At 67.7% G+C, this 11,985-nt stretch carries 15 protein-coding genes; 9 read left to right on the top strand and 6 right to left on the bottom strand.

Annotated features, from left to right (window positions below; genetic code table 11):
- Positions 1 to 5: 5 nt before the first annotated feature.
- Positions 6 to 866: an NAD(P)-dependent oxidoreductase gene (locus tag AMYAL_RS0133340; protein ID WP_020635633.1), complete on the top strand. Its 861-nt coding sequence runs from the start codon at positions 6 to 8 to the stop codon at positions 864 to 866.
- A 176-nt stretch (positions 867 to 1,042) separates the two neighbouring features.
- Here AMYAL_RS0133340 and AMYAL_RS0133335 read toward each other — a convergent pair whose 3' ends face one another.
- Positions 1,043 to 1,918 (bottom strand): LysR family transcriptional regulator, encoded by an 876-nt coding sequence (locus AMYAL_RS0133335; RefSeq protein ID WP_020635632.1) that lies wholly within the window; start codon positions 1,916 to 1,918, stop codon positions 1,043 to 1,045.
- Between the two features lie 79 nt (positions 1,919 to 1,997).
- Here AMYAL_RS0133335 and AMYAL_RS0133330 point away from each other — a divergent pair, with 79 nt between their 5' ends.
- Entirely contained in the window at positions 1,998 to 2,897 is a 900-nt protein-coding gene (locus AMYAL_RS0133330) for an EamA family transporter (RefSeq protein ID WP_020635631.1), read from the top strand.
- Positions 2,894 to 3,514 carry an NAD(P)-dependent oxidoreductase gene (locus tag AMYAL_RS0133325; RefSeq protein ID WP_020635630.1) on the top strand — a complete coding sequence of 207 codons (621 nt, stop codon included), beginning with the start codon at positions 2,894 to 2,896 and terminating at the stop codon, positions 3,512 to 3,514. Before AMYAL_RS0133330 ends, AMYAL_RS0133325 begins: the two co-directional genes overlap by 4 nt.
- Positions 3,515 to 3,526: 12 nt before the next feature.
- Here the strand turns inward: AMYAL_RS0133325 and AMYAL_RS49540 are convergent, their stop codons facing one another.
- Positions 3,527 to 3,763 carry a hypothetical protein gene (locus AMYAL_RS49540; protein WP_143267825.1) on the bottom strand — a complete coding sequence of 79 codons (237 nt, stop codon included), beginning with the start codon at positions 3,761 to 3,763 and terminating at the stop codon, positions 3,527 to 3,529.
- Between the two features lie 61 nt (positions 3,764 to 3,824).
- Here AMYAL_RS49540 and AMYAL_RS0133315 point away from each other — a divergent pair, with 61 nt between their 5' ends.
- The 3 genes from AMYAL_RS0133315 to rraA are packed head-to-tail and all read left to right on the top strand — an operon-like array spanning position 3,825 to position 5,490.
- A complete protein-coding gene (locus tag AMYAL_RS0133315; protein ID WP_020635628.1) occupies positions 3,825 to 4,424 on the top strand; it encodes a TetR/AcrR family transcriptional regulator in 600 nt (199 codons plus the stop codon).
- Between the two features lie 44 nt (positions 4,425 to 4,468).
- On the top strand, positions 4,469 to 5,008 hold the full coding sequence (locus AMYAL_RS0133310) for a hypothetical protein (RefSeq protein WP_020635627.1): 540 nt from the start codon (positions 4,469 to 4,471) through the stop codon (positions 5,006 to 5,008).
- Positions 5,005 to 5,490: a ribonuclease E activity regulator RraA gene (gene rraA, locus AMYAL_RS0133305; protein ID WP_020635626.1), complete on the top strand. Its 486-nt coding sequence runs from the start codon at positions 5,005 to 5,007 to the stop codon at positions 5,488 to 5,490. The genes AMYAL_RS0133310 and rraA overlap by 4 nt, the downstream gene beginning before the upstream one ends.
- Before the next feature lie 6 nt (positions 5,491 to 5,496).
- Here the strand turns inward: rraA and AMYAL_RS0133300 are convergent, their stop codons facing one another.
- The gene (locus tag AMYAL_RS0133300; protein ID WP_020635625.1) at positions 5,497 to 6,390 is read right to left on the bottom strand and encodes an NADP-dependent oxidoreductase; all 894 of its coding nucleotides are present in this window, start codon (positions 6,388 to 6,390) and stop codon (positions 5,497 to 5,499) included.
- Between the two features lie 70 nt (positions 6,391 to 6,460).
- On the opposite strand from AMYAL_RS0133300, the gene AMYAL_RS0133295 reads away from it, so the two are divergent.
- Complete coding sequence (locus tag AMYAL_RS0133295; RefSeq protein ID WP_020635624.1) at positions 6,461 to 7,030, top strand: TetR/AcrR family transcriptional regulator; 570 nt, start codon at positions 6,461 to 6,463, stop codon at positions 7,028 to 7,030.
- A 7-nt stretch (positions 7,031 to 7,037) separates the two neighbouring features.
- Here the strand turns inward: AMYAL_RS0133295 and AMYAL_RS0133290 are convergent, their stop codons facing one another.
- Genes AMYAL_RS0133290 through cmtR form a run of 3 tightly spaced genes read right to left on the bottom strand, consistent with a single transcriptional unit; the run spans position 7,038 to position 8,642 of the window.
- Positions 7,038 to 7,649, bottom strand: a complete 612-nt coding sequence (locus tag AMYAL_RS0133290) for a class I SAM-dependent methyltransferase (RefSeq protein ID WP_020635623.1) — start codon at positions 7,647 to 7,649, stop codon at positions 7,038 to 7,040.
- Between the two features lie 10 nt (positions 7,650 to 7,659).
- A complete protein-coding gene (locus AMYAL_RS0133285) occupies positions 7,660 to 8,313 on the bottom strand; it encodes a cation efflux transmembrane domain-containing protein (protein ID WP_020635622.1) in 654 nt (217 codons plus the stop codon).
- Positions 8,310 to 8,642: a Cd(II)/Pb(II)-sensing metalloregulatory transcriptional regulator CmtR gene (gene cmtR / locus AMYAL_RS0133280; RefSeq protein ID WP_020635621.1), complete on the bottom strand. Its 333-nt coding sequence runs from the start codon at positions 8,640 to 8,642 to the stop codon at positions 8,310 to 8,312. Before cmtR ends, AMYAL_RS0133285 begins: the two co-directional genes overlap by 4 nt.
- Before the next feature lie 495 nt (positions 8,643 to 9,137).
- Between cmtR and AMYAL_RS0133270 the strand changes: the two genes are divergently transcribed.
- Both AMYAL_RS0133270 and AMYAL_RS0133265 read left to right on the top strand, forming a co-directional pair.
- Positions 9,138 to 10,559 carry a family 2B encapsulin nanocompartment shell protein gene (locus AMYAL_RS0133270; RefSeq protein ID WP_020635620.1) on the top strand — a complete coding sequence of 474 codons (1,422 nt, stop codon included), beginning with the start codon at positions 9,138 to 9,140 and terminating at the stop codon, positions 10,557 to 10,559.
- A complete protein-coding gene (locus tag AMYAL_RS0133265) occupies positions 10,556 to 11,944 on the top strand; it encodes a family 2B encapsulin nanocompartment shell protein (protein WP_020635619.1) in 1,389 nt (462 codons plus the stop codon). The genes AMYAL_RS0133270 and AMYAL_RS0133265 overlap by 4 nt, the downstream gene beginning before the upstream one ends.
- Positions 11,945 to 11,985 lie beyond the last annotated feature (41 nt).

Genomic DNA, 11,985 nt, shown 5'->3' with positions numbered 1-11,985 from the left:
ACACAATGATCACACTGATCGGGCTCGGCCCGATGGGACAGGCCATGGTCCGCGTTCTCCTGGAGAACGGCCATGGAGTGACGGTCTGGAACCGCACCGCGAGCCGCGCGGACGGCGTCGTCGCCGCGGGCGCCGTGCGCGCCGAAACCCCGGCGGACGCGGTGGCGGCGTCGGAACTGGTGCTGTTGAGCCTCACCGACTACGCGGCGATGTACGACATCTTGGGCAAGGCAGGGGAAACCTTGGCTGGCAAGGTGGTCGTCAACCTCAGCTCGGACACCCCGGAGAAGACCCGCGAAGCCGCCGAGTGGGTCAAGGCCCGCGGCGGGCAGTTCATCGCGGGCGGCGTGATGGTCCCGGCGCCGTTGGTGGGCAAGGAAGAAGCCTACGTCTTCTACAGCGGCCCCACCGAAGTGTTCGAGAAGCACCGCGAAGTGCTGGCGCTGATCGGGCGGGCCGACTTCCTCGGTGAGGACGTCCGGCTGGCTCAGCTGTTCTACCAGGCACAGCTGGACATCTTCCTGAACTCGCTCTCGGCGTTCATGCACGCGAGCGCGCTGGTGCGTTCGGCCGGGGTACCGCTGGAGAAGTTCCTCCCGTACGCCAAGGACAACTTCGCGATGATGGGCTTCTACCTGGAAGCCGCGGTCGAGCAGATCGAGAAGGGCGACCACCCCGGCGACGAGGCCGACGTGATCATGATGGGCGCGAGCGCCGATCACATCGTGCAGGCGAGCCGGGACGCCGGGATCGACGTTGCCCTGCCCGAGGCGGTCAAGTCGCACTACGACCGGGCGATCGCCGCCGGGCACGGGCGCAGCTCGTGGACCAGCCTCTTCGAGATCATCAAGGCTGACGGCAGGTAGGCGGCTGGCTCGTGAGTGGCTAGGAAGGTAAGGCACACGTGTCGTGCCGTTGGGTCAGGCGCCGTGTCTCGAAGGCCCCCTTTGGGACGTTCAACGTCCTGAAGGCCCCCTTTGAGACATCCCGAAGTGCGGCCGCCCGTCAGGACACGTTTGACTTACCGCTCAATAGAACCGTCCTAGCCACTCACGACGCCGAGAATCTCCAGGAAGGCCTTCGCCGCCGGAGTGACTGTGAAGCGGTTCCAGACGAGATGTTCGATCCGCGCAGGCGCGTCGGTCACTGGCACGGTGACCACTCCGGCCAGGTTCGGCACGTACTTCGACGGCAGCAACGCCACGCCCAAGCTCTGGTGGATGAGCCGCGCCATGAAGTCGGCGGCCGTCACCTCGAAGGCCACCTCCCGTGACACCTTCGCCGCGGCGAAGGCCTGATCCGTCTGGGCCCGGCCCGCCGATCCCACCGGGAAGTCGACGAACACCTCCGACGAAAGCCGCTTCAAGTCCACTTCGGACTCTCCGGCGAGGGGATGATCCGGTGCCACCACGGCGATCAGGTCGTCACGCCCCAGTTCGCGGGTGCTCACGCCCTCGGGCCGGTCGGATACCGGCAGGCCGAGGAACGCGACCTCGATCGCCCCGTCCTTGACCTGCTCCACCAGCCGTCCGCTCGCCCCGACCCGGAGCCCGATCCGGACGTGCGGGTATCGGTGGCGGAACGTCTGCAGCGCCGCGGGAACGTCGACCGCCGCGACGGTCGGGATGACGCCGACGGTGAGCCGTCCGCGGATCTCGCCGACGGCGGCGGCGACCTCGGAACCGGCCCGTTCGGCGGCGTCGAGGCATTGGCGGGCGGCCGGGAGGAAAGCCTCGCCCGCGGCGGTGAGCCGCACCCGGCGGCTCGTGCGTTCGAACAGCCGGGCGCCGAGTTCCCGCTCCAGTCGCGCGATCTGGTGGCTCAATGCCGACTGTACGACGAGGCACCGTTCCGCGGCGCGCGTGAAGCTGTTCGTCTCCGCCACCGCCACGACGTACCGCATCTGCTGAAGCTCCATGTATTCATCTTGAATCACGATGGATCAAGTGACAAACATGTGTTGGACTCATCGATCTTCGGCGTCGAAGCTGAGAAGCGTGAAAACACTGACGACCACACCTCGCGCCGCCGGACTCGCCGGCATCGCGCTGACCGCGTTCGCTCCCGTGGTCTGGGGAACGACCTATGTGGTCACTACCGAACTCCTCCCGCCGGGGCATCCGCTGTTCGCCGGGCTCATGCGTGCCCTGCCCGCCGGCCTGATCGCACTGGCCATCACCCGTACCCTCCCGCGCGGTACCTGGTGGCTGAAGGCCGCCGCACTCGGCATCCTCAACATCGGGATGTTCTTCCCGCTGCTGTTCGCCGCGGCCGAACGGCTGCCCGGCGGAGTCGCCGCCACCCTCGGCGCCGCCCAGCCGCTCCTTGTCGCGATCCTCGCCGTGGCCGTGCTGCGGCAGAGCCCGTCGGCGTGGCGGTTCGCCTGGGGGATCGTCGGGATCGTGGGAGTCGGGCTGGTCGTGATCGGACCCGCCGCGGGCTTCGACCTCGTCGGGGTCCTCGCCGGTCTCGGCGGCGCCGCGACCATGGCGCTCGGCGTCACCCTCACCAAACGGTGGGGGCGCCCGGCGGACGTCGGGCCGACGGCGTTCGCTTCATGGCAGCTCACCGCGGGCGGGTTGTTCCTGGTTCCGGTGACCTTCCTGTTCGAAGGCGCGCCGCCCGCCATCGACCTGGACGCGGCGCTCGGTTACCTCTGGCTTGGCCTGATCGGCGGCTTGCTCGCGTACGTCCTGTGGTTCCGCGGCATCACGTCCCTACCGGTCACCTCGGTCGCCGTCCTCGGCCTGCTTTCGCCGATGGTCGCCGCGATCCTCGGTGCCGTCCTGCTCGGCCAGTCGCTCGGCCTGATCCAGCTCGCCGGTTTCGCCCTCGCCCTGGCCTCGATCGTCGCGGGCCAGATCACCCCGAAGACCAAGAAGGAAGGCGTCCGATGAAGATCGCCGTCGTCGGAGCAGCGGGCATGACCGGCTCCCGTGTCGTCACCGAAGCCATCTCCCGCGGGCACCACGTCACCGCTGTCTTCCGCCGCACACCGCCGGACTCGCGGCATCCGGACGTCGAGATCGTCCGCGGCGACATCACCGATGTCGGCCGCATGAGCGAAGTCTTCGGGGGAGTCGACGCCGTCGTGGGCGCGACAAGACCGGCTCCGGGCGCGGAGGACACCGTCGCCGCGACCGCCAAAGCCCTGCTTGACGCCGCGGCGGGCACCCGTGTCCTGGTCGTCGGTGGCGCCGGACCGTTGCGCTCGCCGTCCGGGGGGCTGGTCATCGACGACCCGGTGTTCGTCCCGCTGTCGTGGCGGACGATCGCCTCGGCCAGCACGACACAGCTCCAAGTCTGCGAGGCGCACGACGGCGACTGGGTGTACCTCAGCCCGCCCGCCATGCTTGAGCCCGGAATCCGGACCGGCACCTACCGGCGGGGGACGACGACCATCCTCACCGCGGAGGACGGATCGTCCCGGATCTCGGCGGAGGATCTCGCCGTCGCCATCGTGGACGAACTCGAGAATCCCGGCGGAGACCGGCATTTCACCGTCGGATACTGAACTCGCGCACCGTCACGGCCGCCACATCGGCTCGGGCGGATCGCCGGGCGAGGGGGTCTCCGGGCTCCGTTCGGCCTCGATCTGGATCTCGATGTTGGTCTTGTGCGCGATCGGATCCCAGATCTCCTCGATCGGCGCCAGCAAGGACTGACTCACGCCGCGGCTACGGGCTCGCACGGCGTACCACGCGAACCCGGCCAAGAAGAGGGGAAGGCTAAGAAACGCCGCCACGGGTGCCAGGAGCTCCATGCATCCGACGATACAGTAACGTCGTGTTTCTAGAAACGTACTGTTACTGAATGGGTGGGCGATGACCAGGCTGACACGGGCCGAGCAGCAGCGGCGCACCCACGAGCACCTGCTGGGCGCCGGGCGTCAGGTCTTCCTGCGGCGTGGTTTCCTGGCGGCGACGGTCGAGGAGATCGCGGCCGACGCCGGGTACACCCGCGGCGCCGTTTACAAGCACTTCGGTGGTAAGGAAGGGTTGTGGCTCGCGATCATCAGGGCCGACGCGGACGGTCATCTCCAGGGCCTGCGGGAAGCTCTCGCCCGTGCCGCCACCCGTGAAGAGGTGATCGCGGCGCTGAATCCCGTCGACGTGGCGGACAAGGACGCGGCGAAGTGGAGCGCGGCGGCCGCGGAAGTGCTCGCCGCGACCGCGCAGCAACCGGAAACCGCCACGCTGGTCGCCGCCATCCAGCGTCGTCACGACGACGAGGTGGTGGCCCTGCTCACCGAACACACCCGGCGCCTGCGTCTCGAACCCGCGCTGCCGCTGGATCAGGCCGTCGTCATGCTGGGCGCTCTGGGGATCGGGCTCGCCCTGCGGCAGAGCGTCGCCCCTGCGGCGGACCCGGCGGCCATCCTCGCTCACGTGCTGGAAACAATGATCCCGATCAAGGCAACGTAGCGGACAGGGCCGGCGTGCTCCTGATGACACCGGGGGAGAGGCCGATGCAGTTGTATCCGTTGCAAGAAGGCGAAGAAGTGCTGTGGACCGGAGCGCCACAGCGGCCGCGAAAGTGGTTTCCGGAGCACATCCAGATGGTCGCGCTGGCCGTCCCGTTCGTCTTCCTGTTCTTCGTTTGGGTGGAACACTCGGGATTGCCCCCGTTCATCGGCCTGTTCGCGGCCTTCTTCATCCTTTTCCACCAGCGCCTGAGCGACCGGCGATCGAGGGAAAACGTCCTCACGTACATGGTCACCAATCAGCGGATCATCTTCGTCGCGAACTGGCAGGCCGGTACCGAGTTCCGCTGGGTCTGGTTCCGGTACCTGCAGCATCCGCCGGAGGTCAAGGTGGACGAGACGGGCGTCGGCACGGTCACCTACGGCAGCCGGTGGGGCCGCTCACGGGTCCGGAGCAACGAACTCCGCGGCGCCTGGGCGGCGCCGGTACTGGAGCTGCGGGCGATCCCCGACGCCCGGCGTGTGGCGGATCTCATCGAGGAGGCGCGAAACTGGCTGATCGCCACCTACACTCAGGCGCCGTGATCGATTCCTTCACCACCGCCGACCTCGTGGACGAACACGGCGACAGGCTGCACGTCTGCGACACCCAGTTCCGCCAGTTCGGCGGACACCGGAAGTTCGCGGGTCCGATCCGGACGGTCTCCTGTCACGAGGACAACGGCCTGGTCAAGAAGCTGCTGGCCACACCCGGCGAAGGCGGTGTCCTGGTGGTCGACGGCGGTGGCTCCCTGCATAGCGCGCTCACCGGCGACATGATCGCCAAATCCGCCGTCGACAACGGCTGGGCGGGCGTGGTCGTCCACGGCGCGGTACGCGACAGCGCCGAGCTCGCCGGACTCCCGCTCGGCGTGAAGGCGCTCGGCACCAACCCGCGCAAGAGTTCCAAGGCGGGCGTCGGCGCTGTCGACGTCCCGGTCGGTTTCGGGGGAGTGACCTTCACTCCCGGCGACACTCTTTACTCCGATGACGACGGAGTCGTGATCCTTCCCGCGACCACAGCCTGAGCCGGCTCAGACGACGATGACCCGCCGTCCGCGGGCGTGCCCGGCGTGGCTGTCGGCGTGCGCCGCGGCGGCGTCGGTGAGCGAGTAGGACTTCTCCACCGGGATATGCAGCTTGCCGCGCGAGATGAGGTCGACGGCCTCGGCCAGCGCGTCCGGCACACTCCCGGCGACGCCGGAGAACCGGACGCCGAACTCGGGGGCGCCGAGATCGGCGATGGAGAGCACCTTCCCCGGATCCCCGGTCAGCTCGACCAATTCGCCGATCACGCCTGAACCCGCCAAATCGAGGGCCGCGTCGACCCGGCCGAGTCGCCGCACCCGCTCCACCCAGCCCTCGCCGTACGTCGTGGCGACGGCACCCAGGCCGCGCAGGTAGTCCTGGTTCGCGGCGCCCGCCGTGCCGATCACGGTGATGCCGCGTTCGCGGGCGATCTGCAGGACCGCCGAGCCGACCCCGCCGGACGCGCCGCTGACCAGCAGCGTCTGACCAGGCCGCACGTCGACCTCGCGGATGAGGCGCAGCGCCGTCTCGACCACGGAGGGGTATCCCGCGGCCTCTTCGAACGACAGGTTCGCGGGCATCCTGGCCCAGGCCGGCAGGACGGCGAACTCGGCGTAGGTACTCGAACCCTCGCCGAACACGGAGTCGCCGACCTCGACACCGGTGACGCCTTCGCCGACCTCGTCCACGATCCCGGCGGCGTCGATGCCCACCCCGGACGGCAACACGGTCGGATGAGCCCCCAGGACCTGACCCTCGCGGATCCGCCAGTCGACCGGGTTCACACCCGCCGCCCGCACCGCGATGCGCACCTGACCCGGTCCCGCGTGAGGGGCCTCGGCGTCGACCAGCTGCAGGACTTCCGGACCGCCGAACTCGGTAAAGATCACTTTCTTCATGAGATCGACCGTAGCACTAACCGTTAGTGTTTTGGAACTGTTGTTGTTTTGGATCTGATAGCGTCGCCTCATGACCGCGCCGACCGGGCGTCGCGAGCGCAAGAAGGCCGCGACCCGCCAGAAGATCGCCGAGACCGCTCTGCGGCTCTTCCTGGAACGCGGGTACGACGAGGTGGGCATCCGTGAGGTAGCCGCGGAGGCCGACGTCGCCGTGACCACGCTCTTCTCCCACTTCGCCTCGAAAGAGGCTTTGGTGTTCGAGCAGGACGCGGACTTCGAGCAAGGTCTCACGCGAGCGGTCACCGAAAGGGCTCCGGACGAGCCGCTCATCCCCGCGCTGCGGCGGCAGGTCCACGCGATGGTGCGGCACTGCACGGCGGACGGCGCGGCGCCGATCTTCCGCATGATCGACGAATCGCCCGCGCTGCGGGACTACGAGGACTCGATGCGGCTGCGTCACGCGGAGTCGCTGGCGGCGGCCATCGCCGCCGATCCCGATCTGTCGCAGTCCGCGACGGCCTGCCGCACGATCGCGAGATTCGTGATCGACGCCTATTCGCTGGGCCGTGAGGCGGCCGACCCTGAGGCCGCGGTGGACGAGATCTTCCGGATGATCGAGGCCGCCTGGGAAGCCGCCTGACCCCTGTTCACTTCCGGGCGACGAGCCGTTCCACCAGACCGAGTTTGAACCGCTCCCGGTGTTCCACGGTCAGGCCGAGGCCGCCGATCTTGTCGAGCGGGCGCCGGAGAAAGTGTTCACCCGCCATCGGCACGGTGACCTTCTCGGCGAGCCATTGCAGGCCTCGGACAACGCGCGACGAACTGGCGACGTGGTCGAGAAGAACGAGCCGCCCGCCGGGCCGGAGGACCCGCGTCATTTCCCGCAACGCCTTGCCGTCGTCGGGGATGGCGCAGAGCCCGAGGGTGCAGACCACGGTGTCGAACGAACCGGCCTCGAAGGGTAGGTCGTGGGCGTCGGCCCGCCGCAGTGTCACCGGATGACCGAGACGTTCGGCGCGGGCGCGGGCGATGGCGAGCATGCCGTCACTGAGATCGATGCCGGTGAGCATGACACCTTCGGGATAGAGCGGCAGGTTCAGGCCGGTCCCGACGGCGACTTCGAGGACATCGCCGTCGGCCTGGCCGCACGCCCACGCCCGCGAATCGCCGAACAGCTTCCGGTCGAGAAACTGCATCTCCCGGTCGTAGTTCCGGGATTTACCGTCCCAGTAACGATTCCAGCGCACGGTGCGGGTCATGACGCTCCTTTCAGCAGCAGTGCTCGCCGCGCCAGGCCTCGCGGCCTTCCTTGATCGCGACGGCGGCGATGACGAGGGCGACCAGCGGATCCGCCCAGTACCAGCCGAGGAGACTGTTGAGCAGCAACCCGACCAGCAGCACGCCGGAAAGATAGGTGCAGAGCAAGGTCTGCTTCGAGTCGGCGACCGCGCTCGCGGAGCCGAGTTCCCGGCCGGCGCGACGCTGGGCGTGGGAGAGGAAGGGCATCACGAGCAGCGAGACCGCCGCCAGCACGATGCCGACGGTGGAATGTCCGGCGGGATCGGCGCCGAACAGGGTGCGTATCGATTCGACGGTGACATAGGCGGCCAGCGCGAAGAACGACACCGCGATGACCTTGAGTGCGGTGCGCTCGCGGGCTTCGGGATCTTTACCGGCGAACTGCCAGGCGACGGCCGTGGCGGACGCGACTTCGATGACCGAGTCCAGGCCGAAGCCGATCAGTGCGGTCGAGGAGGCGATGGTGCCCGCGGAGATCGCGACGACCGCCTCGATGACGTTGTAGGTGATCGTCGCGGCGACCAGGAGCCGGACCCGGCGCGACAGTACGGCCCGGCGATCCGGGTCCAGCGTGGACTTCGCGGTGCAGCAGCCGTCCACACAGGAAGTGCTTTCCATGCTCATCGGAGCACCTCGGCATCGTCCACACAGGCCTCGGTGGTGTCGACCGCGAGCACGACCTGAACCAGTTCCCGCAGTGCGCGGGCCAGATGCGCGTCCGCCAGCGCGTAGCGGACCTGCCTGCCTTCATAGGTGGCCACGACCAGCCCGCAGCCTCGGAGGCAAGCCAGGTGATTGGACACGTTGGAGCGGCTCAAACCGAGCTGGTCGGCCAGTTGGCCCGGATAGTTCACCCCGTCGAGAAGGGCGACCAGGATCCGGCACCGGTTCGGGTCGGCGAGGGCACGGCCCAGCCTGGCGAGCGCGGCACCCTGAGTCTCACATGTCAGCACGGAAGGAACAGTACAGCCTCAGCTGACATATGGGCAACGGCTGAAGGATGAGCCGAGCGCGGCGAGACGGAGTGGCCACATGGGACTACTGACACGACGGAGTGTCCGGACGCGACGCTGTGTTCGGTAGCCCGCTGTCAAGACGTCGCCGAGCACGGCCCCGGAGGTGACCCGAAAGGGGGTGGCACACCCACTCCAACGGTCGCATAACGGGCACTCCGAGGAGTTTCCGGACGGCTTCGCATAACACCTCAGAACAGTCGCTGGACCGATTGTGTGGGCACATTAAAGCGTCGAGTAATGGGGGAAATTGTGTTCTCACACAATGGAAAAAGCGGCATTCGGGTGGCCTTCTCGCATTACCTGAAAGTGCGCTTGTGTAGGCAAAGCGCCTTGCTATGTTGATCCCCGTGGAGCCGCACATCGGGGCATGACGGCACGCCACGGTTTGTGGATCTTGTTTGCTCAAGCGACTATCGAAGGGTGGACCTTGCTGTGACCGTGACCGAATCGGGCACTTCCGCCGAAGGTGTCCAGGGGTCGGAAAACCCGCAGTTGAGTTTGGGGCGGGCCGCCGCGCGAAACCTGGCGACCACGACTAAATCCGTTCCGCAGATGCAGGGCATTTCGTCCCGCTGGCTGCTGAAGATGCTCGATTGGGTCCAGGTCAACGGTGGCGCCTATCGGGTCAACCGGCGGCTCAATTACGCGGTCGGTGACGGACGGGTGACGTTCTCCAAGGCGGGCACCGAAGTGAGCGTGATCCCGGCGGAACTGGGCGAACTGAAACCGCTCAAGGGATACGACGACGAAGAAGTACTCGCCGAACTCGCCCGCCGCTTCGAACAGCAGGAGGTGGCCGCAGGCGACGTGCTCGTCGAATTCGGGCACCGGGCCGACCGAGTCTACCTCATCGCCCACGGCAAGATCACCAAAACCGGCCCCGGCCCCTATGGTGACGAGACCGCGCTCGGCGTGGTCAAGGACGGTGACTACTTCGGCGGGCAGGCGCTCGTCGCCGATGACGGCATCTGGGAGTTCACCGCCAAGGCGGCCACCGCCTGCACCGTGCTCACCTTGACCCGGCAGGACTTCGAGCGCGTACTCGAACAGTCCGAATCGCTGCAGGCGCAGATCGAGCAGACATCGCAAGACACCGGACGTTCCAACGATTTCGGCGAAGCCGAGATCGACATCTCCTCCGGTCACGACGGCGAGCCGCTGTTGCCGGGCACGTTCGTCGACTACGAGACCTCGCCACGGGAATACGAACTGAGTGTCGCCCAGACCGTGCTGCGGGTCCACAGCCGGGTGTCCGACCTCTACAACCAGCCGATGGACCAGACCGAACAGCAGCTCCGCCTGACCATCGAGGCGCTGCGCGAGCGCCAAGAGCACGAAATGATCAACAACACGGACTTCGGCCTGCTCCACAACGCCGACTTCACCCAGCGCATCGCGACGCGCACCGGACCGCCCACCCCGGACGACTTCGACGACCTGCTCGCCCTGGTGTGGAAGGAACCCGGCTTCTTCCTCGCGCATCCGCGCACGATCGCCGCGTTCAGCCGCGAGTGCAGCAAACGCGGCATCTACCCGACCGGCGCCGACCTCGGCGGCCACAAGGTGCCGTCCTGGCGCGGGGTCCCGATCCTGCCGTGCAACAAGATCCCGGTGAGCCAGACCAGCACCAGTTCCGTACTGCTGATGCGCACCGGCGAGCAGAACCAGGGTGTGGTCGGCCTGCGTCAGATCGGCCTGCCGGACGAGTACGAGCCCGGATTGAACGTCCGCTTCATGGGGATTTCGGAGCAGGCGATCATCTCCTACCTCGTCAGCACGTACTACTCCGCCGCCGTGCTCGTACCGGACGCCCTGGCCGTCCTCGAAGCCGCCGAACTCGGCCGCGAAGGATGACCGCCACGACGCCGGAGGCCGACCGGCGGCTCAGTCTCGGCCCCGCGGCCGCGCGGAACCTGGCGACGACCACCAAAACGCGGCCGCAGATGCAGAGCATCACGCCGCGCTGGCTGCTGAAGATGCTGCCGTGGGTGGAGGCGACCGGTGGCACCTTCCGGGTCAACCGCCGCCTGACCTACGCCATCGGCGACGGGCGGGTGAGCTTCACCAACGTCGGTACCGAGGTCCGGGTCGTCCCGCAGGAACTCGCGGAACTGGCGCTGCTGCGGGGTTTCGACGACGAGGACACGCTCACCGCGCTCGCCGACCGGTTCGTGCAGCATGAATACCAGCCCGGCGAGACCATCGTCAGCCACGGCTCCCCGCTCGACGAGGTCGTGCTGGTCGCGCACGGCAAGGTCGCGAAAGTGGCGCCGGGCGAGTACGGCGCCGAAGCGGCCATCGGCAGCATGGCCGACGGCGACCACTTCGGTGACGAAATGCTCGCCGGCATCGACCGGAACTGGCCGTTCACCGTCAAGGCCGTCACCCCGGTCATCGTGCTGACCCTGCGCGCCGACGACTTCGCCGACCTCAACGGCCGGTCCGAGGCGCTGCGCCGCCACGTGCAGGACATGCTGGCACACAAAGGAAAGCCGCAGAACGCCAAGGGTGAGTCCGAGATCGGGATGTCGTCCGGGCACGACGGTGAGCCGCTGCTGCCGGGCACGTTCGTCGACTACGAGATCTCGCCACGCGAGTACGACCTGGCCGTCGCGCAGACGGCACTGCGGGTGCACACGCGGGTGACCGATCTCTACAACGGGCCGATGGACCAGTTCGACGAGCAGCTCCGGCTGACCATCGCGGCCCTGCGGGAACGGCAGGAATACGACCTGATCAACAACCGCGAGTTCGGACTACTGCACAACGCCGACCTCAAATCGCGGTTCCAGACCCGGTCCGGTCCGCCGACGCCCGACGACATGGACGAACTCGTCAGCCGACGCCGCAAGACGAAGTTCTTCCTCGCCCATCCGCGCGCGATCGCCGCTTTCGGCAGGGAATGCACCCGCCGCAGCCTGTACCCGGAAGGCACCACGGTCGACGGCAAGGTGGTCGCCGCGTGGCGCGGGGTACCGCTCCTGCCCTGCGACAAGATCCCGATCACCGAGAACGGCACCTCGTCGATCCTCGCCATGCGGACCGGCGTGGACGACAACGGCGTGATCGGCCTGCACCAGACCGGCCTGCCCGACGAGTACGAGCCGGGCCTGAACGTGCGCTTCGACGGCATCTCCGATCAGGCCGTCGCCAGCTATCTGGTCAGTACCTACTACTCGGCCGCCGTGCTCGTGCCCGACGCGCTCGGTGTCCTGGAGAACGTCGAGGTCGCGCGTTGACCCCTCGCCCCGTCACCACAACGAACAACAATGCTCCAGAA

This window comes from Amycolatopsis alba DSM 44262, assembly GCF_000384215.1.
Taxonomy (GTDB): domain Bacteria; phylum Actinomycetota; class Actinomycetes; order Mycobacteriales; family Pseudonocardiaceae; genus Amycolatopsis; species Amycolatopsis alba.
Note: the sequence above shows the minus strand (reverse complement) of the source record. Positions and strands in the feature narration are given on the sequence as shown.